The sequence below is a fragment of the Nonomuraea angiospora genome (genome assembly GCF_014873145.1).
Lineage (GTDB): Bacteria > Actinomycetota > Actinomycetes > Streptosporangiales > Streptosporangiaceae > Nonomuraea > Nonomuraea angiospora.
Genome location: NZ_JADBEK010000001.1, coordinates 6,498,301 through 6,521,609, shown reverse-complemented (window position 1 = coordinate 6,521,609; position 23,309 = coordinate 6,498,301). Strand labels below are relative to the sequence as shown.

The window sequence follows — 23,309 nt, the reverse complement described above, 5'->3', positions numbered from 1 at the left end:
TCAGGCCGTCGGCGGGGCCGCGAGGACCAGCATGATGTGCTGGTCCTCGCCGTGCCGCACCGTGCCGGAGCGCTGGAAGCCGACCTTCTCCAGGAGCCGGACCGAGCCGGTGTTGCCTTCGTAGGGGTCGGCGTAGAGGGGACGGGTCTTCTCCTGCTCCAGGAAGAGCGTCAGGGCCCGGGTGCCGATGCCGCGGCCCCAGAACTCGCGGCCGAACCAGTAGCCGATGAAGCGCCGCTCCTCCTCCCACCAGGCCACGATGTTTCCGGCCACTTCGCCATCGACGAGGACCGCCTGCACGAAGACGGTGGGGTCGGCCAGGATCCGGGTGGCCCAGTGGTGGAGGAAGCGCTCCCGGGGGCGGGGCGTGAACCTGGACCTCCGGGCCGCCTCCGGGTCGTGCTCCTGCGCCAGGAAGACCTCCAGATCGGCCTCCACGACGTCTCTCAACCGCACGCCAGGCTCGCTTCGCTCGCTCATGGCGAGCGAGTCTGGCAGACGGCACCGACAAACTCAGCGGGCGCGGCGCAGGCGCAGGAAGTCGCTGACCACGTACTCGCCCAGGCGCTCGGCGCTCGGCGAGAAGACGCGGCCGCCGTTCCTGCGGGCCACCTCGTCCACGAACTCCTTCAGCCGGTCGTCGGCCGCCAGCATGAAGACGTTGATCGTCGCTCGCCGCCGGGTCATCTTGTCGACCTCGGCCAGCGTGAGCTCCAGCGTCTCGTGCGACGGCGGCCACTCGAACGCCGACCTGCCGTTGCGCATGAGGTGGGCCGTGGGCTCGCCGTCCGTGACCACCAGCACCACCGGCTCGAAGTCGGGGTGGCGGTCGAGGTGGCGGCCGGCGATCAGGAGGGCGTGGTGCAGGTTGGTGCCCTGGACCATGTCCCAGTCGAGGCCCGCCAGCTCGTCGGGCTGCAGCACCCTGGCGTAGTTGGAGAAGCCGATGATCTGGACCGCGTCCTGCGGGAACTTGGACGCCACCAGGGCCTGGAGCGCCAGTGCCGTCTGCTTGGCGGCGGCCCAGGTGCCCCGCAGGGCCATCGAGTACGACAGGTCCACGAGCAGGCAGACGGCCGCGGCGGTGCGGCGCTCGGTCTCGGCCACCTCGAAGTCGTCCACCGAGAGGCGGACCGCGACGCGCCCGCCCGAACCGGCGGCCCCCGAAGCGGCCCCAGCGTCGCGGACGGCGGTGCCCGGGGCGGCGACGCCGCCGCTGCGCACGCCGTTCACCAGCGTGCGGACCACGTCGATGGGCTGCTCGTCGCCGAAGCGCCACGGCCGGGACGAGCCCGTCAGCTCCCCGGCCGAGCCCGCGTCGTGCTGGTCGTGGTCGCCGCGGCGGCCCGCGTCGAGGGAGGAGAACACGCGGCGCAGCGCCGTCTCACCCAGGCGGCGGACCGCCTTGGGGGTGAGTTCCAGCTTGCCCCGGCGGCGCAGCAGGTAGCCCTGCTCCTCCAGTTCGCGCTCGATGCGCTTGAGCGCCTCCAGGTCGTCCACGGCCGAGCGGCCGAGGGCGCGGCGTACGGCGGACTCGTCGATGTCGTCCAGCCTGGCGCCCGGGTAGTCCTGCCGCAGGGCGGTCTCCAGCTGGGTGAGGTCGGCCAGCTCCTCCAGGGCCGTGACCGCGTCGCCCATGCCCAGGGGCTCCTCGCCGGTGAGGCGTTCGGGGGCGTTCCACGCCAGGTCGGGCCGGCGGGCGTAGAGGGCCTCGCCGAGGCGGCGCATCTCGTCGGAGAGCCCGGCCTGGTCGAGGGTCTGGTTGATCAGGCCGGCGAGCTCCTCGCGCTGACGTGGGGTCATCGAGGCCAGCATGCGCTGCGTGGCGGCGGCGCGGCGGGCCAGGATGTCGACGAGCTCCTCCAGGTTCCGCGGCTTTTCGGGGAACAAATCGCCATATTTCCCCATAAAGGCGTCAAAGTCGGCCTGGGTGTGCTGGCCGCGGGAGTCCTTGTCCAGCATGTCGTTCAGCTCCGCCATCATCTGGCGGACGCGTTCCATCGCCTCGGGGTCGGGGTTGGCGAGGGCATCCCGCAGGCCCCTGAACTGGCTGTCCAGGACCTCGCGCCGCAGCAGGTCGCGCAGCTCCTCGAACGTCTGGCGCGCCGCCGAGGAGCGCCACTCGTACGTGCTCAGCTCCTGGATCGCGCCGGCCGTGTCCTCGGGCAGCCCGTCGAGCTCGGCCTCCCGCAGCCGCGCGTCGTCGGACGGGTCGGGGAACAGCTCGGCCCGCTCCTGCCCGATGGCCTTGTCGAGCAGCGCCCGCGCCTTCTCCAGGGTGCCGTCGAGCCGCCCGCGCTCGCGCAGGTCGCGCCGGCGCCGGCGCACCTCCCTGAGCATGTCGTCGAGCCCGCGGCGGTCCTGCGCGCCGGGCAGGCCGCGCTTGAGCAGGTCGCGCAGGGCGTGGACCGGCGTCGAGCCGGACAGGATCGCGTCGCCCATCTCGTCGAGGGCCGCCCGCACGTCGTAGGGCGGGGCGAGGGGATCGGGGCCGTCGTGGTACTCACCATAGCGAAAGGCCATCACGCACTAACGCTAACCCGATCCGCCCGTTTACGCGTCCCCGAAGACCTCCCACACCTCGTTGACGCCCCCGGCCTCGGGGGTGTAGTCGATCTTCACCAGTACGGGGTGCCGGGCCGCCTTGAGGGCCCTGGTCAGGTCCGCCGAGGTGCACGACTTCTTGCCGAGCCCCTGCTTGTCGGCGTTGACCGGCCTGCCCGCCAGCCACCCGTCCCGGCAGCGCGCGGTGGTCCGGTAGAAGCTCGTGGCGTGCGTGTACCCGAGCTTGACCGTCTTTCCGCCGGTCGTGAACAGGACCGTCGTGTCGTTGACGCGCTTGAGCGTGCCGCGGGCGGTACGCGCGCCCGGCCACTCGGTGACCAGGAACTCGTTGATCTTGACGGCGTCGGCGCCCCGGTATTCGACGCGGAGCGGAACGGGGCCGCGGGCCAGCCCGTCGGTCAGATCCCCGGCCTCGCAGGCCGTCCGGCCCAGCCCCTTGGCGTCCAGGGCCACCTGGCCCTCGGTCTCCTTCAGGTCGCACGCCACCGTGACCCGGCCGAAGGAGGCGCCGGTGTAGTCGAGCCGCACCTCCTGGGCCCCGGCCACCGGCTTGAGCCGGTAGCTCCGGAACTCGCCCTTCCGCACGAAAGTGGCCGACTTGGGGACGATCCGCAGGTGCCCCTCGCCGTCTGCCCAGGCGTACCCGTACACGACCTTGGCCGCTGTGGCCTCGGCGGAGGCGGGCACGGCGACGAAACCCATGGCAAGAGCGGTGGCGCAGGCAAGCAGGCGCATGGGCGGCCTCCCGGTCGGTGTGATCAGCTATCCACTATGACGCGGAAGACCGCCGATATGTTCATGTGCGGTAGACGCTCACGCCGTCAAGGTCTTCCTTGGACAGGCGCCGCATGAGGTAAAGACCCTCCAGCGCGAACTCCAGGGCTGCTGCCGCGTGCCCCGGCGACTCCTCGCCCGCGCCCATGCCGAGCTTGGACATGACCTTCGCCAGGCCCGTGACCGGGCCCATCCGGTGGAGCAGCTCGCCGGCGGCGACCAGCTCGCCCGACTCCACCTGGGCGCCCTCGGAGAACTTGTCGATGATCGCCGACAGGTCCATGCCGCCCAGCCGGGTCCTGAACGTCTCCGCCGTGGCCCGGCGCAGCAGGTGGGCGAGGATCTCGGTCTCCCTGCCCTCCTCGCTCACCTCGAACTCCACCTTGCCCCGCAGGCTGTGGACCACCGAGGCCAGGTCGACCACGCGCGTGACGGCCTGCTCCTCGCCCGTCAGCGCCGCCCTGCGCACGGCCGAGGCCGCGGCGGTCTCGGCGGCGGCGATCGAGAAGCGCGCCGACACGCCGGAACGGGCGTCCACCGCCGTGGACTCGCGTACCAGCCGGGTGAACCTGGCGATGACCTCGACCAGGTGTTCGGGGACGTCGGCCCCGATGTCCGGCACGGACTCCTGGCGGATGAGCGTCAGCTCGTCCTCGACGGTCAGCGGGTAGTGGGTGCGGATCTCGGCGCCGAAGCGGTCCTTCAGCGGGGTGATGATCCGGCCCCTGTTGGTGTAGTCCTCGGGGTTGGCGCTGGCGATGAGCAGGATGTCGAGCGGGAGCCGCAGGTTGTAGCCGCGTACCTGGATGTCGCGCTCCTCCAGCACGTTGAGCAGCGACACCTGGATGCGCTCGGCCAGGTCGGGCAGCTCGTTGACGGAGAAGACACCGCGGTTGGTGCGGGGGACGAGGCCGTAGTGGACGGTCTCGGGGTCGCCCAGCGTGCGCCCCTCAGCGATCTTGATCGGGTCGACGTCGCCGATCAGGTCGCCCACGGAGGTGTCGGGCGTGGCGAGTTTCTCGCCGTAGCGCTCGTCGCGGTGCTTCCACGCGACCGGCAGCTCGTCCCCCAGCTCCCGCGCGAGGGCCTGACAGCGCGTGCAGGCCGGCGCGTACGGATGGTCGTTGATCTCGCAACCTTCGACGACTGGGGTCCATTCGTCCAGCAAACCCGTGACGGTACGGATGAGCCGGGTCTTGCCCTGGCCCCGCTCACCGAGGAGGACCAGGTCGTGCCCGGCGAGCAGGGCCCGCTCCAGGTGCGGCAGGACGGAGTCGTCGAAGCCCACGATGCCGGGGAATCGTGGCTCGCCTGCCCGCAGCTTGGCCAGCAGGTTCTCCCGGACTTCGGCTTTGACGGTGCGATGAACGTGGCCGCTCTCTCGCAACTCGCGGAGAATACGTGGCTGATGCACGGGAACGAGACTACGTCCCCCGCGAGCAATGCGGCAGAGAGTTTCGCATCTGGCGCAGATTTCGGATCTCGACCATTGCGTGACGTTTCGTGCGCGTGCTTGTCCTTTTAGTGGGGAGAATCGGGCCTAGGGAACTTTGACATGTCGAGGGAGGCGAGACTCGTGGCCGTTATGACTAGCCGCTTCGCCGACGGCCTCGCCGTGGGTTCCGACCTGGTGGGGGCCGCGGAGACCGCCGTGGGCCAGGCCCTGTCGAGGCTCAGTGGCCGGGCCGACCTGGTCTGTTTCTTCATCTGCGGCGATGATCCCGAGGACGTCGCGCGGGCCGGTGAGGCCGCTATGAGGCTCGCGCCCGACGCGCACGTGGTCGGATGCAGCGCCACGGGGGTGATCGGCGACGGACAGGGGGTCGAGCTGCTGCCCGCGGTGAGCGCGTGGGCGGCGACCTTGGACGGCGCCAGGCTGACGACCTTCCAGCTGGAGACGCTGGCGGCCGAGGACAGGTTCGTGGTGGTCGGGCTGCCCGAGCGAGGCGCCGATGATCATGTCGCGATCCTGCTCGCCGATCCGTACACGTTTCCGACCGACGCCTTCGTCGAGCGCTCCGTCGACGTGCTCGGCGACCTGCCGCTGATCGGCGGGCTGGCCAACGGGTTGCAGGGACGGGGCTCCGTACGGCTGTTCGCCGACGGCGAGGTCTACACCGAGGGCGCGATCGGCGTGCTGATCAGCGGCCCGGTCAGGATCAGCACCGTCGTCAGCCAGGGCTGCCGCCCGATCGGCCCCAGCATGGTCGTCACCGCGTCGGAGGACAACCTGCTGCTGGAGCTGGCCGGGCAGCCCGCGCTGGCCCGGCTGGAGGACATCGTCAGCGAACTGGACGAGGACGACCGCGAGCTGGTCGCCTCCGGCCTGCAGATCGGCGTGGCCATGGACGAGTACGCCGAGCGCCACGAACGCGGCGACTTCCTCATCAGGGGAGTCATCGGCATCGATCCCGAACGCGAGGCGGTGGCCATCGGCGACATCGTGGAGATCGGCAGGACCGTGCGCTTCCAGGTACGCGACGCGGCCACCGCCGACGAGGACCTGTACGACCTGCTGGACGCCCATCGGGAGCAGCTCGGCAAGGTGGACGGGGCGCTGCTGTTCTCGTGCAACGGGCGGGGCTCGGCCATGTTCGGCACGGCCGACCACGACCCGGTCGCCCTGCGTGACACGCTGGGGCCCATCGGCATGGCCGGGTTCTTCGCGGCCGGCGAGGTCGGGCCGGTGGCGGGCCACAACCATGTGCACGGGTTCACCGCGTCCGTCCTGGTGTTCTCCAGCCCGGGCCCGTGACCCAAGCCTGAAGGCCCGGCGACCCCATCTGCTCGGGAGGGCCACCGGGCCTCAAACCGGGCCTCAAACCGGGCCTCAGGCGCCCGGGCAGGCCCGGACGGGTGGGTTATTCGGTCGCCGAGTCGTTGCTGGGGCCCTGGCCCTCGTCCCCGGTGCTGGTGTGCAGGCCGCCCCCGCCGTCCTGGGTGCCGGGACCGGGCATCGCGGTCGGCTCGCAGGGCGCGACCGGCCCCTTCACGATGGTGAGCGACATCCCGAACGGCGGCTGGTCGTCGCCGGCCTTGCTCTTCGAGACCGCCATCACCAGCGTCGAGCCCTCCGGCACCTCCCCCTTCTCGATCATGAACGAGGTCACGCCGCTCGACCGGCCGAAGCTCACCGAGAACTCACCAGGGCCGTTCCCGTTCGCGCCACGCGGCTCCTTGCAGGTCTGCCCCTCGGGCAGGTAGTCGACGACCGCCGTGACCCCGGCCTCGGCCAGGTCGGCCCGCAGCCCCTCCGGGTCGTCGAACTTGTTGATCCGCACGGTGATCACCCCGTCCGCCCCCGTGGTCACCGCGTACGCCGGGCTGCCGCCGAGCCCGGACAGCACCACCGCCGTCGCGGTGGCGGCCGCCGCGACCCCCGCCAGCGCGGCGGACAGCCCCACGTAGCGCCGCCGGGAGCCACGCCTGACCGGTGTCACGGTCGTCGTCACGTCGTCCTCCGCCGTTCTCGTCGTGATCTCTTCCTTGAGTGCACTGAGAAGGCGCTCCTCGAAATTGCTCATGCCTGTCCCTCCACGTACACGGGTGCCGACGGCGAAGCGACGCGTTCAAGGGCCCGTCTTGCCCGGTGCAATCTGACTCGTACGGTCACCTGCCTGATCCCCAGGACCTCGGCGACCTCGGCGACGGTGAGCTGGTCGATCGCGACGAGCTCCAGCACCGCGCGCTCGCCCTCCGGCAGGCCGCGCATGGCCTCCAGGGAGCCGCGCAGCCGGCGCTCGGCGTCGATCCGCTCCTCCATCCGCACGAGGTCGTCGTCGTCCATCAGCCGGCGGCCGGCGACGCGGCCATTCGCCCGCGCCTCCCGGGCGGCCTGCCGGTGCCGGGCCGACACGATGTTGCGCGCGACGCCGTACAGCCAGGCGATCTCGGTGCCCCGGCCGGGCACGTAGGTGTGCGCCGAGTCAAGGACCGCCAGGAAGATGTCCGCCGTCAGGTCGGCGGCGAGGTGAGGGTCGCTCACCCGCCGGACCACGAAACGCATGACGGCATCGACGTGGCGGCGATAGAAGGCCTCAAAGGCCGCGGGGTCTTCGTTGAGGCGCACTGGCCTCGCTCCCTTCGTCGTTCGCCTTACCTCCATACTTGGATCGAGCGACGGGAAGCGTTTCGCCCCAGGTCAGCTGGGGCGGCGGGGCTGGAAGAGCCAGGCGTCGAAGAGCGGGCGGAGGTTTTTGCCCGACAGTTGCTCGGCGAGGGCGATGAACTGCTCCGTCGTGACGTGACCGTAGCGGTGGTCGGCGGTCCACGTCCTGAGCAGCCTGAAGAAGGTGTCGTCGCCGATCGCGTCGCGCAGGGCCTGCAGCGTCATGGCGCCGCGCGTGTAGACCGACGCGTTGAACAGGTCGGAGGGCTTGGCCCGCCCCGGCGGGTAGGCCCACATCGGGTCGTCGGCCGGGCGGGCGTGGAGCTCCTTGAAGATGGCCTCGGCGGTCTTCGTGCCCTTGTGCTCCTGCCACAGCCACTCCGCGTAGGTGGCGAAGCCCTCGTTGAGCCAGAGGTCCTTCCAGCGCTTGAGGGTGAGGCTGTCGCCGAACCACTGGTGGGCCAGCTCGTGCGCGACGATGGTCGCGTCGGGCTCGAAGCCGCCGTAGAGCGGCTTGGTCTGGGTCTCCAGGGCGTAGCCGGCCATGTAGTCGTCGATGATGCCGCCGGTCGAGGAGAACGGGTAGGGGCCGAAGACCGTCGACCAGTAGTCGGTGACCTCGCCGGAGATCGTGTAGAGCCTGTCGAGCGAGCTCTTGAACTTGGGATCGACGGCGGCGTACTCCGGGATGCCACCGGGGGTGCGGCCCTGGCGCAGGTCGAACTTGCCGAGCGTGGCGGTCGCCAGGTAGGTCGCCATCGGCTGGCGCTCGCGCCACCGGTAGGTGGTCTTGCCGCCGGTGGTCGTGGGCCGGCCCTGGAGCTCCCCGTTGGACACGGCGGTCAGCCCGGCGGGCACGGTGATCGCGAAGTCGAAGGTGGCCTTGTCGGCCGGGTGGTCGTTGTTGGGGAACCAGGTCTTGGAGCCGTTGGGCTCGGAGGCCACGAACGCGCCGTCCGAGGTCGGGATGAACCCGTACGTGCCGAGGTTGGCGCTGTCCATGGCGGCCTTGGGCCGCCCGCCGTAGACGACCTTGACGGTGAAGCGGGACCGGTTGCCGAGCGGGCGGGCGGGGGTCACGGTGAGCTCGTCGCCCTCCCGCCTGAACCTCGCCGCCGCGCTGTCGACGGTGACCTTGCGCACGTCGTAGCCGGCCAGGTCGAGGTTGAAGCTCGACAGGTTTTGGGTGGCGGCGGCCTGGATGGTGGTCTGCCCCTCGAGCTGCTTGGTCTTCGGGGTGTAGTCGACGGCCAGGTCGTAGTGGGAGACGTCGTAGCCGCCGTTGCCGTCGTCGGGGAAGTCGGGGTCGCCGATGCCGGCGGCGCCCGGTCGGTAGCCGGCGACGGCGGGCGGCTCGTCAGCGTGCGCCGGCCGGCCGTCGGTGGGCGCACAGGCCAGCACGCTCAGCGTGGCCAGCAGTGCCACCCCGCGTCTGTCGAAACGCATCGGCAAGGTGCCCCCTTCGGATCGTGACCAAAATCTTACGCTGAGTCAGGCATTCACCACGACCGTCCTGGCGGCCTTGTCGTGTACCGCCTGCTTGCGAGGGTCGAAAAGGATCCAGCCGAGGTCCACCAGCGTGCCCACGCAGCAGACCCAGACGAGCGCGGACTCGACGATCTGTCTCACCGCGGCCTGCGCCACGGTGATCCGCGCGCCGTTCTCCTGCACGACCCGCATGCCGAACAGCCTCTTGCCGAGGGTCTGGCCGTTCCAAAAGGCATGCAGGAGCCAGAAGTACAGGAAGGCCACGAGAGCGGCCAGGAAGGGCTGCCCCACCGGGTAACGGTCCCAGGCGCCTCTGCCCCGGTCCCAGACGTACTCCCAGCTCGACCAGCTGAAGGGGGCGGCGATGACGTTGACGATGAACCAGTCGAGGACGCCGGCGAACAACCGTCGCCAGCGTCCCGCCAGTCCCGGTGGTGTTCCCATGATGTCCTGATGACCACCACTAAGTCGGGACAAACTATAGATTGCCCCTTCGTTCCTGCTCTCGCTCGATCGCCTCGAACAGCGCCTTGAAGTTGCCCTTGCCGAACCCCAGCGAGCCGTGCCGCTCGATGAGCTCGAAGAAGACCGTGGGCCTGTCCTGCACCGGCTTGGTGAAGATCTGCAGCAGGTAGCCGTCCTCGTCGCGGTCCACGAGGATCTTGCGCCGCTTCAGCTCCTCGATCGGCGCGCGCACCTTGCCGATGCGCTCCCGCAGCTCGGGGTCGTCGTAGTACGAGTCAGGCGTGTCCAGGAACTGCACGCCGGCCGCCCGCATGTGGTCGACCGTGGTCAGGATGTCGTTGGTGGCCAGCGCGATGTGCTGCACCCCCGGGCCGCCGTAGAACTCCAGGAACTCGTCGATCTGCGACTTCCTGCGGCTGACGGCCGGCTCGTTCAGCGGGAACTTGACCTTGCGCGTGCCGTCGGCGACGACCTTGGACATGAGCGCCGAGTACTCGGTGGCGATGTCGTCGCCGACGAACTCCGCCATGTTCGTGAAGCCCATCACCTTCCGGTAGAACTCCACCCACTGGTCCATCTTGCCCAGCTCGACGTTGCCGACGCAGTGGTCGATCGCCTGGAAGAGCCGCCCGCCCTTCGCCGCCGGCGGCGCCACCAACGGCTCGGCGGCCACGTAGCCGGGCAGGTGGGGGCCGCCGTAGTTGGACCTGTCGACCAGCGTGTGGCGCGTCTCGCCGTAGGTGGCGATGGCCGCGACCTGCACCTTGCCGTGCTCGTCCTCCATCGTGTACGGCTCCGCCAGCCCCTCGGCCCCGTGGGCCACCGCGTACGCGTACGCCGCCTCCACGTCGGGCACCTGGATCGCCAGGTCGATCACGCCGTCGCCGTGCTCGGCCACGTGCCTGGCCAGGTCCGTGCCAGGGCGGAGCGCGGCCCGGAACTCGAACGTGGCGCCGCCCGAGACCAGCACGTACGCGACCTCGTCCCGGCTGCCGTTCTCGGGCCCGCGGTAGGCCACCAACCTCATGCCGAACGCGGTCGAGTAGTAGTGGGCGGCCTGCTTGGCGTTGCCCACGGCGAACACGACGGCGTCCATGCCGTTGACCGGAAAGACATCATTCATACCGGCAACTCTCGATATCCCTGGGCGTACTGCGCAAGAGTTACTTCAATCAGTGAACAACCTGCCTAGCAGCCCTCCGAAATATCCGGTAAATCTGTACAGTATGACGATCGATGAGCTGGACGCCAGGTTGATCACCCTCATGACGGAGGAGCCCCGCCTGGGGGTGCTCGAATGCTCGCGCCGGCTCGGCGTGGCCCGCGGCACCGTTCAGGCCCGGCTGGACCGGCTGGTCGCCAGGGGCGTGATCATCGGGTTCGGGCCGGACGTGTCGCCGGAGGCGCTCGGCTACGACGTCACCGCGTTTGTCAGCATGGAGATAAGGCAGGTCGCCGGGCACGACCCGGTGGCCGACCGGCTGGCCGCCATCCCCGAGGTGCTGGAGGTGTACACGATCACCGGCGACAGCGATCTGCTCTGCCGCGTGGTGGCGCGGACGAATGCCGATTTGCAGCGGGTTATCGATCGAATCGTTGATGTACAGGGTGTGCTCCGGACTAATTCGATCATCGCCCTGGACACCCCGGTTCCCTATCGAGTGCTGCCGTTGGTCGCCGATGTTCCGCGCCGCGGTGACCGGTAGCCGTACTATCGCTAAGGGACGAGGCACCGTTATCGATCGTTTAGCCTTGACATTCGCCCAGCGCACGGGGGTGATTGAGGGGGTCGAGGGTGCGGAGCGGTGGTGGCAACGGGATGCGAAAACGACGAGTTCTCCGACTTCTACTGATTTCATTTGGCGCCGGAATCCTCGTGCTCGTCGGGCTTTTCGCGGTCGCATGGGCGCTGACGCCCATTCCTGATTCCACGCAGAAGCAGGCCACCGCGCAGGGTTCGGTGATCTATTACCGCGACGGCAAGACCGTGCTCGCCCGCCGGGGCATCGACCGCAAGATCGTCGAGCTGGCCAAGGTGCCCAAGCACGTTCAGGACGCGGTCATCGCGGCCGAGAACCGCTCCTTCTACGAGGACGGCGGCGTCTCGGTCAAGGGCACCGCGCGGGCCGTCTGGTCCACCGTCACCGGGCAGCAGCTCCAGGGCGGTTCGACGATCACCCAGCAGCTCGTGCGCAACTACTACAGCGGCCTCAGCCAGGAACGTTCCGTCACCCGGAAGTTCAAAGAGATCCTCATCGCGATCAAGGTCGACCAGTCCAAGTCGAAGGACTGGGTGCTCGAGCAGTACCTCAACACGATCTACTTCGGCCGTGGCGCCAACGGCGTCCAGTCGGCCGCCCGCGCCTACTTCGGCAAGGACGTCGACAAGCTCAGCGTGGCCGAGGGCGCGTACCTCGCGGCGGTGATCCAGCAGCCCAGCCGCTTCGCCGACCCCAAGGGTCCCGATCTGACGGCGGCCCAGGAGCGCTGGAAGTCCGTGATCGACGCCATGGGCCAGACCGGCATGCTGACGCCCGCCCAGGTCGCCGAGCAGCGCTTCCCCAAGCTCGCGGCGCCGAAGAAGCCGTTCGAGCTCAAGGGGCAGGCCCAGTACATGCTGGAGCAGGTGACGGCCGAGCTCAACCGGCGCGGCTACACCGACGAGGACATCAACGGCGGCGGGCTGAAGGTCGTCACGACCTTCGACAAGAAGCTCATGCAGGCCGCCCAGCGGGCCGTCAAGGACGTGCTGCCCGACGCCACGCCCAAGAAGGTCCACACGGGGCTGGCGGCCGTCGATCCGGCCACGGGTGAGATCGTCGCGTTCTACGGCGGCAGCCCGGCGCAGTCCCAGTACGACAGCGCGTTCTCGGCCAAGGTCATGGCCGGTTCGACCTTCAAGCCGTACACGCTGGCGGCGGCGCTCGACAACGGCTTCGACCTGTCCACCAGGGTCAACGGCAACTCGCCGATGCGCGTGGCGTCCGACCCGAAGCCGATCCCCAACGACAGCGACCGCTCCTACGGCGAGATCAACCTGGTCCGCGCCACCCAGAACTCGGTCAACACCGCGTTCGTGGACCTCGGCCAGAAGGTCGGCCTCGACAAGGTCGCCGCCGTCGCCGAGAAGGCGGGCATCCCCAAGGCGCAGCTGGAGAAGCAGCAGAGCTACGCGTCCTTCCCGCTCGGCGTCTCCTCGGTCAGCGCCGTCCAGAACGCCTCCGGCTTCTCCACGTTCGCCAACAAGGGCGTGCACATGGAGGCCCACGTGGTGATTTCGGTCACAGACGCGGAGGGCGCGAAGAAGACCGTCGAGCCGGTCTCGACGCGGGTGGTCGCCGAGCAGGCCGCCGCGGACACCACGTACGCGATGCAGCAGGTCGTCAAGTACGGCACCGGCACCGCCGCCCGGCTCTACGACCGCCCGGTGGCCGGCAAGACGGGCACCACGGACAAGTCGAAGAGCGTCTGGTTCAACGGCTTCACGCCGCAGCTCGCCGTCGCCGTCAACATGTTCAGGGACGACAACGCCACCGTCACGATCCCCGGGTACGGCACGCAGTTCGGCGGCCAGTTGCCGGCGCAGATCTGGCGGGCGTTCATGACCGAGGCCATGGCGGGCAAGCCGGTCGAGGAGTTCCCCGAGCCGTCCGACTACGGCTGGGGCCCCGACTACGGGTCGCCCGACCAGAACCAGGACGTTCCCCAGCCGGGGTACACGCCGCCGCCCGACCCGAACGACTGGTTCGACAACCAGCCGGAGCCCGACATCACCGCGCCCCCGCCGACGGACGGTCCGCCGGTGACGGACCAGCCGAGCGACAACGGGCCGCAGCAGGACCAGCAGCAGCCCGACGAGCAGACCGGCCCGCCGTCCACGCAGCAGCAGGCGCCCGACCAGCCCACGACCGGGGGCGACACGATCAACGAAGCCAACACGGGCCGCCCGCAGACGGGTTAGCGCGCCGCGCCCCCAGTTCCGCCCGCAGACGGGTTAGCGCGCCGCGCCCCCAGTTCCGCCCACAGACGGGTCAGCGCGCCGCGCCCAGCTCCGCCCGCAGGTCATCGACCGTCGTCACGGGCAGGCGGCAGGTGAACCCCTTGCACACGTACGCGGCCGGCGCCCCGCCGACCAGCCCGCGCCCCTCCAGCAGCTCGGGGAAGTCGCCGGGGCCGCGGGCGACCACCAGCCCCGGCACGTCGGCCAGCAGCGCCGCCCTGTGCAGCTCAGCCGTACGCGGGTCGTCGGCCGGGCCGATCACGGCCACCTCCACGGGCCCGTCCAGCGCCGCCCGCGCCACGGCGAGGCCCCAGCCCGCGAACCTGGCGTGCCCCGTGGCCAGCACGGACACCGTGCCGAGCGCGGCGTGGGCGGCCTCCCTGTGCCGCGTGGAGCCGGTCAGCGCGCCGTAGGAGAGCAGCGCGCCCGCGGCCGCGAACTGGCCCGACGGGGTGGCGTTGTCGGTGGGGTCCTGCGGCCGCTGGAAGAGCCGCTCGGCGTCGTCGGCCGTGTCGTAGAAGCCGCCCGCGCCGTCGGCGAACCTGTCGAGCACCGTGTCCAGCAGCGAGCCCGCCAGCCGGAGCCACCTGGCCTCGCCGGTCACGCCGTACAGGGAGATCAGGCCCTCGGCCAGGTTGGCGTAGTCCTCGAGCACCCCGGCGTTGGCGCCCGCCCTGCCGTCCTTGGACGTACGCAGCAGCCTGCCGTCCGCCATGTGCGTGCTCGCGAGCAGCTCGGCCGCGGCCGTGGCCGCCGCCACGAGGTCGGGGCGCTCGAACACCACGCCGGTCTCCGCCAGGGCCGCGATGGCCAGGCCGTTCCACGAGGCCACGACCTTGTCGTCGCGCCCCGGGCGGACGCGCCGGTCCCTGGCGGCCAGCAGCCGCTCGCGGACGCTCGCGTAGCGCGCCGGGTCGCCGGGGTCGCGTGGTAGCTGCAGCACGGACGTGCCGTGCTCGAACGTGCCGGTCACCTCGAACAGCTCCCGCGCCCAGCGCCCGTCGTCCTCGCCGAGGACCTCGCTCAGCTCCTCGGGCGTCCAGACGTAGAACTTGCCCTCCACGCCCTCGCTGTCGGCGTCGAGCGCGGAGGCGAACCCGCCCTGCTCGGTGCGCAGCTCCCGCAGCAGCCAGTCGGCCGTCTCCAGCGCCACCCGCCGCGCCAGCTCGCCGCCGCCCGCCTTCCACCAGTGGGTGTAGACGCGCAGCAGGAGCGCGTTGTCGTAGAGCATCTTCTCGAAGTGCGGCACGACCCATTCGGCGTCGACGCTGTAGCGGGCGAACCCGCCGCCGAGCTGGTCGTAGATGCCGCCGCGGGCCATCGACGCGAGCGTCTTGCCGCTCATCTCGCGCTCGCCGGAGCGCAGCAGGAACTCCAGCACCATGGACGGCGGGAACTTCGGCGCCCTGCCGAACCCGCCGTTGACGGCGTCGAACTCCTGGCCCAGGTTGCGCGCCGCCAGCGCCAGCGTCTCCTCCTTGGGCACGGCCCCGCTGGGCAGCGTGGTGTTGGTGTTGAGCGCCTCCACCACCTTGGCGCCCTGCTGCAGCACGGACTGCCGGTCGCCGACCCACACGTTGTGCACCTCGGTGAGCAGGCGCTGGAAGTGGGGGCGCGGGAAGTAGGTGCCGCAGTAGAACGGGTGCCCCTCGGGGGTGGCGAACACCGTCATCGGCCAGCCGCCCTGGCGCGTCATGGCCTGGGTGGCGCCCATGTAGACGGCGTCCACGTCGGGCCGCTCCTCGCGGTCGACCTTGATGTTGACGAAGTGCTCGTTCATGAGGCGCGCGGTGCCGGGGTCCTCGAAGCTCTCGTGCGCCATCACGTGACACCAGTGACACGCCGAGTAACCGACGCTGATCAGCAGCGGCACGTCGCGCCGCCTGGCCTCCGCGAACGCCTCCTCGCCCCATGGGTGCCAGTCCACGGGGTTGTCCGCGTGCTGCAGCAGGTAGGGGCTCGTGGCGTCTTTCAAGCGGTTCATCAGGACCTCCCTCGATCAGCCTAGTCCGCCCCACCCCGCCGATCTCCCGCCGCACGGCGCCGCGCCACCGCCGCGCGTCATGCCCACCGCCGCGCGTCATGCCGCCCGGCGCCGCGGACGGGCGCCTCACCGAAGGGCCTCACTGAAGGACCTCACCGAAGGACCTCAGCGAGGACGGAGCGGGGGGCGGCTGACTACGGAGGCCGGGACGGCGTAGGTTACGGGGCGTGGATATGGACTTCGTCTGCGCACACGCCGGCCGCCCGGTCGGCGCCATCACCCGCAGGGACGTGGCACGCGCCCTGCTGGCCGTCCCCTCAGGGGTGGCGCTGGTGGCGCTGCCCGACCTGCGCCGCGCGATGATGGCGGCGGGAAACCCGCTCTCCCTCCCGTTCTGGGAGTCCGCCAAGGCCACGCTCAGCTCGATCGAGGCGGGTGTCGCCACGGTCGGCGACGTGCAGCGCTGGGTGGAGTCCACCGGCACCGAGCCGATCCTCATGACGCCCAGCTTCTTCGTCTGGCCTGAGGAGGACGAGCGCGGGCCCGTGGCGGCGGAGATGTTCGGCCGGCTGGTCGCGTACCTGGAGGAACGGGTCGAGGCCGGGGAGATCGACCCCGACGCGCTGGCGGCGGGCGACCGGACGGCCCGCGGCGCCTACGAGGAGCTGCAGGAGCGCTGGCTCGGCACGCCGCTGGCCGACGGGAGGGTGCCCGGGTTCGCGGTGAGCGACGAGCAGGACGAGGAGTCGTTCGCGATCTGGGACGAGGAGGAGGCGTTCGCGCTGGCGGAGCTGCAGCGGATCGTCGCCGGCCTGCCCACGCAGCCCGAGCTGCCCGCCGGCGAGCTGGACGCGGCGGCGGCGCGCCTGCGCGCGCTGCTCGCCCAGCCCGGCTACCCCGCCAACGTGCTGCGGGCCTGCGCCGGGTTCGAGGACAGTCCGATGCCGGACGACGACGGCGAGCTGTGGCTGGCGGTGGCGGCGGGCATCGCCGGGCCGATCGCGGACCTGTCGGAGAGCGGGGACCTGCTGGAGGAGTTCGTCGACCTGGACGGGGAGCTCAGCCTGGAGGACGCGACGCTGGCCAACCTCTGCGCGATCCAGCACGCCGACTGGCTGGCCGGGGTGGCGGCGCTGGCGAGGCTCGGCCCCGGGGTGCTGGCCTCGCCCGAGCGGATGGCGCGCCTCATCTCCGAGTCGGAGGACATCGACGTCGACGAGCACGACGTCGACGATCTCAACGCGACCGAGAGCCTCTTCGGCTCGGTGGTGAGCCTGTGGGGCTATCTCGGCATCGTGGACAAGGACGAGGTGCTCACCCCGCTGGGGTGGTGGGGCCTGCCCAAGGCGCTGGAGCGCGCCTGGTCACCCGCTGCCGAATGAGCTGTCGACCAGGTGCTGGAACTCGGGGTGGCGCTGGATGTACTTCGCCACGTAGGGGCAGAGCGGCACGACGCGCAGGCCGGTGTCGGCGCTCGCCTGGAGCGCGAACGCGACCAGCCTGCTCGCCAGCCCCTGCCCCTCGTACGCCGGCAGCACCTCGGTGTGCGTGAAGACGATCTTGGTGGGCAGCAGCCGATAGTCGGCGAACCCGGCGACCTTGCCGTCCACCAGCACCTCGAACCGGCTCTCCGTCGAGTTGTCGACGACCTCGATCGGCATCTACTCGGCCTTCTTGTCGTCCACGTCGCCCTCGTGGGGGACCTGGATCTTCGACATCTGCTTGTTCATCGACTTGACCAGGAAGTAGAGGGCAAAGCCGAGGAAGGCCACGACGAGGAAGCCGAGCAGGCCCGGACTCACATCACCTGCTGCTAGAACGTTCACAGTTCCAGTCTGCCACTGGGGGAGCGTGGTCCCGTCAGTGGCAGGCGGGGGAGACGTCCTCGGCGTGGATGCCCGCGAACAGGTCGTCCTCCGGCAGGTCCGTGTCCACCAGAGAGCGCGCCAGGTGGTAGTCCTCGGTCGGCCAGATCTCCTGCTGCAGCTCGCGCGGGCAGACGAACCACCAGCTGTCGGGGTCGATCTGGGTGGCGTGGGCGATCAGGGCCTGGTCGCGGATCTCGAAGTAGTCGCCGCACGGCACCCGCGTGGTGACCGGCCACTTGGCCGGGCGGTCCTCCCAGCGGGAGATCCAGTCGGCGTACGGGGAGCCGAGGCCACGCTCGGTCATCGCCTCGTGCAGCGCCTCGAACCGCTCCTTGGTGAAGCCCATCTGGTAGTAGAGCTTCAGCGGCTGCCACGGGTCGCCCGTACCGGGGTAGCGGTCGGGATCGCCGGCGGCCTCGAATGCCTCCACCGAGACCTTGTTGGTCATGATGTGGTCGGGGTGGGGGTAGCCGCCGTCGTCGTCGTACGTGATGATCACGTGCGGCCTGAACTCCCGCACGGCCGCCACCAGCGGCGCCGAGGCGTCCTCCAGCTTCTGCAGGGCGAAGCAGCCCTCGGGCAACGCCTCGTCCTCGTTCTCCGGCAGCCCGGAGTCGACGAAGCCCATGAAACGCTGCTGCACGCCCAGGATCTCGCGGGCCCGGTCCATCTCGGCCTTGCGCACGGCGGCGATGTTCGCAACGATCTCGGGCCGGTCCATCTTCGGGTTGAGCACGGAGCCCCGCTCACCGCCCGTGAGCGTACAGACCAGCACTTCCACACCTTCGCGCACGTAACGCGCCATCGTGGCGGCGCCCTTGCTCGACTCGTCATCGGGGTGGGCGTGGACGGCCATCAGCCTCAGCGGTGCACTCACGGGCTCGATGTCTCCTCAGTAGGGACCGGTCACTCGCCCAGAGAGGTTAGTTTCTGCTGGGCGGTCGCGAGGGCACACCCCCCGCGGGCGACAATTGTCTCGGATAACGCTCAGGGAGTGCAGGGAGATTCCGCCATGGCGACCAGAGATGTCGAGAACCAGCCAGTTCTCGGCACACCCGACGACTTCCCCGACCGCCCCAAACGAGGCGGGCGGCTCGTCGTCCACGTCGTGATCGGCGTGCTGGTGGCCATCATCGCGGGTGGCTGGGGTTACGTGATGTGGTCGATGACGGCGGGCGGTTCGGAGGCGCCGTCGCAGGTGGTGACGTTCAACGTGGTCAGCGCGAATCGCGCGGAGATCACCTTTGAGGTGTACAAGCCAGACGATAGGGTGGCTGTCTGCCGGATCAGGGCGCTGGACGTCTATCACGCGGAAGTGGGCAGCAAGGAAGTAAGAATCCCGGCTGGCGGGGGTAGTAAGCAGATCAAGGAAGGCCTCGACACCAGTGGTCAGGCCACTTCCGTCCACATCCAGTACTGCAATCTCGTATAGTGAGACGTTTGGGGAAGCGTTGGAGCGGTTGACTTGTTAGCCTTTCGCAATTCAACCACACGTAACCTCAAGTGATCTCAGGGCCCCCTAGGCAAGCAAGGAGAACCCGTGGCCGACTCTCGCGATGAGAACGTCACATGGCTGACGCAGGAGGCGTACGACCGCCTGAAGGCGGAGTACGAATATCTCTCTGGCCCCGGGCGCGTCGACATCGCCAAGAAGATCGAAGCCGCCCGCGAAGAGGGCGACCTGCGTGAGAACGGCGGCTACCACGCCGCCAAGGACGAGCAGGGCAAGATGGAGGCCCGGATCTTCCACCTCCGGCAGATCCTCGACAACGCCCAGGTGGGCGAGGCCCCCAAGGCCGAGGGCGTGGTGGGCCCCGGCATGACCGTGACCATCCGCTTCGTCGGCGACGACGACGAGGTCACCTTCCTGCTCGCCTCCCGCGAGGAGAGCGGAGCGCCGATCGACGTCTACTCGCCGAAGTCCCCGCTCGGGGCGGCGATCAACGGCAAGAAGATCGGGGAGAAGGCGACCTACTCCATGCCCAACGGCCGCCAGAACACGGTCGAGATCCTCGAGGCTGTGCCGTACATCGGCAACTGACACCCCCGCAGGACGACCGCCGGGCCCACGTTGGCCCGGCGGATTTTTCGCGTGCCTCGGGGATCCGGCAGGACCTCAGCTTCCTGGTCAAGTCCCGTAAGCGGGACAACACGTACAAGCTGGTGCCGTTCATCGTGGTGGCGCTGGTCGCGGTGCTGACCGCGGACGTGCTGCTGCTCGCGCGGTCCGGGCAGGACACCGGCCCCGTACGCGCCCAGGCCACGCTCAAGCAGACGCCGCTGGCGCAGCGCCGGCCGCAACAGCAACAGCAGGGGCAGCAGCAACCGCCGCCCGTCGCCACCGCCCAGCCGGTGGAGCCGCTGAAGAAGCTGCACAAGCCCAACCTGTTCGTGCTGACCCGCAAGCCGTTCACCAACGAGCTGTTACGGAAGGTGGCCAAGCTGCGCGGGGTGCGGGCGCTGGAGCTGGCCGACGCGGCGTCCGTCATGCTCGACGGCAAGCGGGTGCAGACGCTGGCGGTCAATCCGTCCACGTTCCGCTCGTACACGCCCAAGGTGACCGCTTCGTCCGACGCGCTCTGGCAGAACGTCGCGGCGGGTGACGTGGCGGTGTCGTTCGTGCTCGGCAACGACGGCGGGCTCGCGCTGCACCGGCGCGTGGCGAGCCCGGCCGGGACGCTGCGGATCGGCGCGTACGCCACCACCGGGTTCGGCGCGGTGGACGCCGTCGTGTCCAAGAACGTGGGGCGGACCCTGGGGCTGCCGCGCGACAACGCCCTCATCGTGAGCGCCCCCGACACCAACTCCGAGACCTTGCGCAAGGCCATCCTCCGGCGGCTGCCCAAGGGCACGCAGGTGGCCATGGTCAACCCGGTGCTCCCGCAGCCGCAGACCCCGACCCGTAGCTGGCCTTCCGGGTCGTTCATGACCGGCGAGCAGATCACCGTGGCGCTGAAGGCCGCCGCCTCCAAACTCGGCCGGCCGTACGTGTGGGGCGCCGAGGGCCCCGACACCTTCGACTGCTCCGGCCTGGTCCAGTGGGCCTTCGCCCAGGCGGGCGTACGGATGCCCCGGGTGACGCACCAGCAGTGGGTGACCGGGCCGCAGGTCCCGCTGTCGCAGGCGCAGCCGGGCGATCTGATCTTCTGGCGCCTTGACCCGACCAATCCCGACTACATCTCGCATGTAGCGATTTATTGGGGTAACGGGAAGATGATCCAGGCGCCGCGCACCGGCGATGTCGTCAAGATCTCGCCCGTACACACGCGCAACCTGGCGGGCGTCGTCCGCGTAAGCCCGGTCGCCGCCGCCAAGGTCCGCTGACCCCACCACCCCCACCCCCGCTCTGTGCCGCCGTGAGGCGCGTGTGACCGATGGTGACCATGAGGGCGCTGGGGTGCATAAACGCGTGCCCGGAGGCGTGCATTTGGCTTGCAACTGTGTAATCGTAATTACATGGCAACAGACGACGAGACCGCGCAGATTCACGGCTGGTTCGCCGGACGCCTGCCCGAGGGCTGGTTCACCGGTGCGCCCGAGATCGTCAGGGACCGCGAGGAGATCGCGGTGCTCGGCACCCTCCCCGACCTCCCCGACGACGTGCCGGAGGCCGAGCGGGCCGCTCTGGTCGAGGGGCTGGCCAGGAGGTTCAGGGAGGAGACGCGCGAGCGGCGGATCGAGATCGCCAGGGAGGCCGAGCGCAAGTTCCGGCAGAAGGTGTCCTGGGGCGTGGTCTGCGGCGGCGAGACTGTGATGTTCACCACACTCTCCGTGCCCGTGATGACCCGGCTGCGCCAGACGGAGCGGCAGGTTCTGGACACGCTCGTGGCCGCCGGAGTGGCCAGGAGCCGCAGTGACGCGCTCGCCTGGTGCGTGCGTCTGGTCGGCAAGCACACCGACACCTGGCTCGCCGACCTGCGGGACGCGCTGCAGCACGTCGACCGCGTTCGCTCCGCGGGACCCGACGTCAATTCCTGAGACCACGCAGCGGAAACGGGCGCGGAAATGGACTAAACCACTGGGGAAATTGGTTTAGACCAGCGGAATTGGACTGGACCACTGCGTGTTAATTCTCTTTTAAATCTGCTCGGGCTGGGTAGGCTCCCCCAATCGTCAGGGCCGCTGCCTGCGACGACGGTCAGGCCAACAGGTCTATGCCAATTGGCTTTCATGCCGCTTCGTCGTTAATGATGGCTGGGCCCTGAGAGAGTGGAGGAGTCGCAGTCGTGTCCGTTTCCGTGGAAGTGCCCGCACCGACCAGCAATAGCGAATTGGCCGCGTGGGTGAACGAGATCGCCGCCCTGACCCAGCCAGACCGGATCGAGTGGTGCGACGGGTCCGAAGAGGAGTGGACGCGCCTGACCAACCTGCTCGTGGATCAGGGCACGTTCACGCGACTCGCCGCCCGGCCCAACAGCTTCTACGCCAAGTCCGACCCCAGCGACGTGGCCAGGGTCGAGGACCGTACCTTCATCTGCTCCGAGCGTGAGGAGGACGCGGGCCCGACCAACAACTGGATCGCCCCCGACGAGATGCGCCGGACGTTCCGGCAGCTCTTCAAGGGCAGCATGCGCGGCCGGACGATGTACGTCGTGCCGTTCTGCATGGGCCCGCTCGGCGGCGAGATCTCGCAGCTCGGCGTCGAGATCACCGACTCCCCGTACGTCGCCGTCTCCATGCGGATCATGACCAGGATGGGGGAGAAGGCCCTCCGCCTGATCGAGAAGAGGGGCCAGTTCGTCAAGGCGGTCCACTCCGTCGGGGCGCCGCTGGAGCACGGTCAGCGGGACGTGCCCTGGCCGTGCAGCTCGACGAAGTACATCAGCCACTTCCCCGAGACCCGCGAGATCTGGTCGTACGGGTCCGGCTACGGCGGCAACGCCCTGCTCGGCAAGAAGTGCTACGCCCTGCGCATCGCCAGCGCCATGGCCCGCGACGAGGGCTGGCTGGCCGAGCACATGCTGATCCTCAAGCTCACGCCGCCGTCCGGCGAGACCCGCTACGTCGCGGCCGCCTTCCCGAGCGCGTGCGGCAAGACCAACCTCGCCATGCTCCAGCCCACGATCCCGGGCTGGAAGGTCGAGACGATCGGCGACGACATCGCCTGGATGCGCTTCGGCGACGACGGCCGCCTCTACGCGATCAACCCGGAGGCCGGCTTCTTCGGCGTCGCGCCCGGCACCGGCCAGGTGACCAACGCCAACGCGGTCAAGACGCTCTGGGGCAACAGCATCTTCACCAACGTCGCGCTCACCGACGACGGCGACGTGTGGTGGGAGGGGCTGACCGAGGAGCCGCCGGCCCATCTGACCGACTGGAAGGGCCGTTCGTGGACGCCCGGCAGCGGCGAGCCGGCCGCCCACCCGAACGCCCGCTTCACCACTCCCGCCTCCCAGTGTCCGACCATCGCACCCGAATGGCAGGACCCCAAGGGCGTGCCCATCTCAGCGATCTTGTTCGGCGGTCGCCGCGCCACCGCCGTGCCTCTGGTCACGGAGTCGCTGAGCTGGGAGCACGGCGTCTTCCTCGGAGCCAACGTCGCCTCCGAGAAGACCGCCGCGGCCGAGGGCAAGGTCGGCGAGCTGCGCCACGACCCGTTCGCCATGCTGCCGTTCTGCGGCTACAACATGGGCGACTACTTCGGCCACTGGCTGGAGATCGGCCGCCGCAAGGGCGCCCAGCTGCCCCGGATCTACTACGTCAACTGGTTCCGCAAGAACGCCGAGGGCAAGTTCATCTGGCCCGGCTTCGGCGAGAACAGCCGCGTGCTCAAGTGGATCGTCGACCGGCTCAACGGCGAGGCCAAGGCCGTGCCGACGGCGATCGGCCTGCTGCCGGCCGACCTCGACACCGAGGGCCTGGACCTGACAGAGGAGGACCTGCACACCCTCCTGTCGGTCGACAAGGACGTGTGGCGCGAGGAGGCGTCGCTGATCCCGGCCCACTTCGACAAGTTCGGCTCGCACCTGCCGAAGGAGCTGTGGGACGAGTACAACGCCCTGCTGGACCGCCTCGGCTGATCCTTTTGTGCGGTACGGCGGCCACGTCTGACTTGAC

General features: G+C 69.8%; 22 protein-coding genes. 9 read left to right on the top strand and 13 right to left on the bottom strand.

Features of this window, described 5'->3' with window-relative positions:
• The 4 genes from H4W80_RS29370 to H4W80_RS29355 all read right to left on the bottom strand — a co-directional run bounded on the left by H4W80_RS29370 (position 1) and on the right by H4W80_RS29355 (position 4,753).
• Complete coding sequence (locus tag H4W80_RS29370) at positions 1-480, bottom strand: GNAT family N-acetyltransferase (RefSeq protein WP_192788044.1); 480 nt, start codon at positions 478-480, stop codon at positions 1-3.
• A 33-nt stretch (positions 481-513) separates the two neighbouring features.
• Complete coding sequence (locus H4W80_RS29365; protein ID WP_192788043.1) at positions 514-2,523, bottom strand: vWA domain-containing protein; 2,010 nt, start codon at positions 2,521-2,523, stop codon at positions 514-516.
• Positions 2,524-2,553: 30 nt separating this feature from the next.
• Positions 2,554-3,300 carry a hypothetical protein gene (locus H4W80_RS29360; protein WP_192788042.1) on the bottom strand — a complete coding sequence of 249 codons (747 nt, stop codon included), beginning with the start codon at positions 3,298-3,300 and terminating at the stop codon, positions 2,554-2,556.
• Positions 3,301-3,361: 61 nt separating this feature from the next.
• Entirely contained in the window at positions 3,362-4,753 is a 1,392-nt protein-coding gene (locus tag H4W80_RS29355) for a sigma 54-interacting transcriptional regulator (RefSeq protein WP_192788041.1), read from the bottom strand.
• Between the two features lie 171 nt (positions 4,754-4,924).
• Here H4W80_RS29355 and H4W80_RS29350 point away from each other — a divergent pair, with 171 nt between their 5' ends.
• A complete protein-coding gene (locus tag H4W80_RS29350) occupies positions 4,925-6,094 on the top strand; it encodes an FIST signal transduction protein (protein WP_192793806.1) in 1,170 nt (389 codons plus the stop codon).
• A 106-nt stretch (positions 6,095-6,200) separates the two neighbouring features.
• On the opposite strand, the gene H4W80_RS29345 is transcribed toward H4W80_RS29350, so the two are convergent.
• The 5 genes from H4W80_RS29345 to hppD all read right to left on the bottom strand — a co-directional run bounded on the left by H4W80_RS29345 (position 6,201) and on the right by hppD (position 10,523).
• Complete coding sequence (locus H4W80_RS29345) at positions 6,201-6,863, bottom strand: hypothetical protein (protein WP_192788040.1); 663 nt, start codon at positions 6,861-6,863, stop codon at positions 6,201-6,203.
• On the bottom strand, positions 6,860-7,408 hold the full coding sequence (locus H4W80_RS29340; RefSeq protein ID WP_318787113.1) for an RNA polymerase sigma factor: 549 nt from the start codon (positions 7,406-7,408) through the stop codon (positions 6,860-6,862). The genes H4W80_RS29345 and H4W80_RS29340 overlap by 4 nt, the downstream gene beginning before the upstream one ends.
• A gap of 72 nt (positions 7,409-7,480) precedes the next feature.
• Entirely contained in the window at positions 7,481-8,893 is a 1,413-nt protein-coding gene (locus H4W80_RS29335) for a M1 family metallopeptidase (RefSeq protein WP_192788038.1), read from the bottom strand.
• Between the two features lie 45 nt (positions 8,894-8,938).
• A complete protein-coding gene (locus tag H4W80_RS29330; RefSeq protein ID WP_192788037.1) occupies positions 8,939-9,379 on the bottom strand; it encodes an RDD family protein in 441 nt (146 codons plus the stop codon).
• A gap of 34 nt (positions 9,380-9,413) precedes the next feature.
• Entirely contained in the window at positions 9,414-10,523 is a 1,110-nt protein-coding gene (gene hppD / locus H4W80_RS29325; protein WP_192788036.1) for a 4-hydroxyphenylpyruvate dioxygenase, read from the bottom strand.
• Positions 10,524-10,626: 103 nt separating this feature from the next.
• Here hppD and H4W80_RS29320 point away from each other — a divergent pair, with 103 nt between their 5' ends.
• Entirely contained in the window at positions 10,627-11,106 is a 480-nt protein-coding gene (locus tag H4W80_RS29320; RefSeq protein WP_192793805.1) for an Lrp/AsnC family transcriptional regulator, read from the top strand.
• A 170-nt stretch (positions 11,107-11,276) separates the two neighbouring features.
• The gene (locus tag H4W80_RS29315; RefSeq protein ID WP_318787112.1) at positions 11,277-13,361 is read left to right on the top strand and encodes a transglycosylase domain-containing protein; all 2,085 of its coding nucleotides are present in this window, start codon (positions 11,277-11,279) and stop codon (positions 13,359-13,361) included.
• Between the two features lie 70 nt (positions 13,362-13,431).
• On the opposite strand, the gene H4W80_RS29310 is transcribed toward H4W80_RS29315, so the two are convergent.
• Positions 13,432-15,384: a thioredoxin domain-containing protein gene (locus tag H4W80_RS29310; RefSeq protein ID WP_225963722.1), complete on the bottom strand. Its 1,953-nt coding sequence runs from the start codon at positions 15,382-15,384 to the stop codon at positions 13,432-13,434.
• A 233-nt stretch (positions 15,385-15,617) separates the two neighbouring features.
• Here H4W80_RS29310 and H4W80_RS29305 point away from each other — a divergent pair, with 233 nt between their 5' ends.
• Positions 15,618-16,766, top strand: a complete 1,149-nt coding sequence (locus H4W80_RS29305; RefSeq protein ID WP_192793803.1) for a hypothetical protein — start codon at positions 15,618-15,620, stop codon at positions 16,764-16,766.
• On the opposite strand, the gene H4W80_RS29300 is transcribed toward H4W80_RS29305, so the two are convergent.
• Genes H4W80_RS29300 through mca form a run of 3 tightly spaced genes read right to left on the bottom strand, consistent with a single transcriptional unit; the run spans position 16,749 to position 18,129 of the window.
• Positions 16,749-17,045 carry a GNAT family N-acetyltransferase gene (locus H4W80_RS29300; protein WP_192788034.1) on the bottom strand — a complete coding sequence of 99 codons (297 nt, stop codon included), beginning with the start codon at positions 17,043-17,045 and terminating at the stop codon, positions 16,749-16,751. The genes H4W80_RS29305 and H4W80_RS29300 overlap by 18 nt on opposite strands.
• On the bottom strand, positions 17,046-17,210 hold the full coding sequence (locus H4W80_RS29295; RefSeq protein WP_192788033.1) for a hypothetical protein: 165 nt from the start codon (positions 17,208-17,210) through the stop codon (positions 17,046-17,048). It abuts the gene before it with no gap.
• A 34-nt stretch (positions 17,211-17,244) separates the two neighbouring features.
• Complete coding sequence (gene mca, locus H4W80_RS29290) at positions 17,245-18,129, bottom strand: mycothiol conjugate amidase Mca (RefSeq protein ID WP_192788032.1); 885 nt, start codon at positions 18,127-18,129, stop codon at positions 17,245-17,247.
• Positions 18,130-18,264: 135 nt separating this feature from the next.
• Here mca and H4W80_RS29285 point away from each other — a divergent pair, with 135 nt between their 5' ends.
• The 5 genes from H4W80_RS29285 (at position 18,265) to H4W80_RS29265 (ending at position 23,272) form a co-directional block, all read left to right on the top strand.
• Positions 18,265-18,684: a DUF4307 domain-containing protein gene (locus H4W80_RS29285; protein WP_192788031.1), complete on the top strand. Its 420-nt coding sequence runs from the start codon at positions 18,265-18,267 to the stop codon at positions 18,682-18,684.
• 108 nt (positions 18,685-18,792) lie between these two features.
• Complete coding sequence (gene greA / locus H4W80_RS29280) at positions 18,793-19,293, top strand: transcription elongation factor GreA (protein ID WP_148437100.1); 501 nt, start codon at positions 18,793-18,795, stop codon at positions 19,291-19,293.
• Positions 19,294-19,415: 122 nt separating this feature from the next.
• Positions 19,416-20,576 carry a C40 family peptidase gene (locus tag H4W80_RS63825; RefSeq protein WP_318787111.1) on the top strand — a complete coding sequence of 387 codons (1,161 nt, stop codon included), beginning with the start codon at positions 19,416-19,418 and terminating at the stop codon, positions 20,574-20,576.
• Between the two features lie 132 nt (positions 20,577-20,708).
• Positions 20,709-21,230 carry a hypothetical protein gene (locus tag H4W80_RS29270; RefSeq protein ID WP_192788030.1) on the top strand — a complete coding sequence of 174 codons (522 nt, stop codon included), beginning with the start codon at positions 20,709-20,711 and terminating at the stop codon, positions 21,228-21,230.
• A 248-nt stretch (positions 21,231-21,478) separates the two neighbouring features.
• On the top strand, positions 21,479-23,272 hold the full coding sequence (locus H4W80_RS29265) for a phosphoenolpyruvate carboxykinase (GTP) (protein WP_192788029.1): 1,794 nt from the start codon (positions 21,479-21,481) through the stop codon (positions 23,270-23,272).
• Positions 23,273-23,309 lie beyond the last annotated feature (37 nt).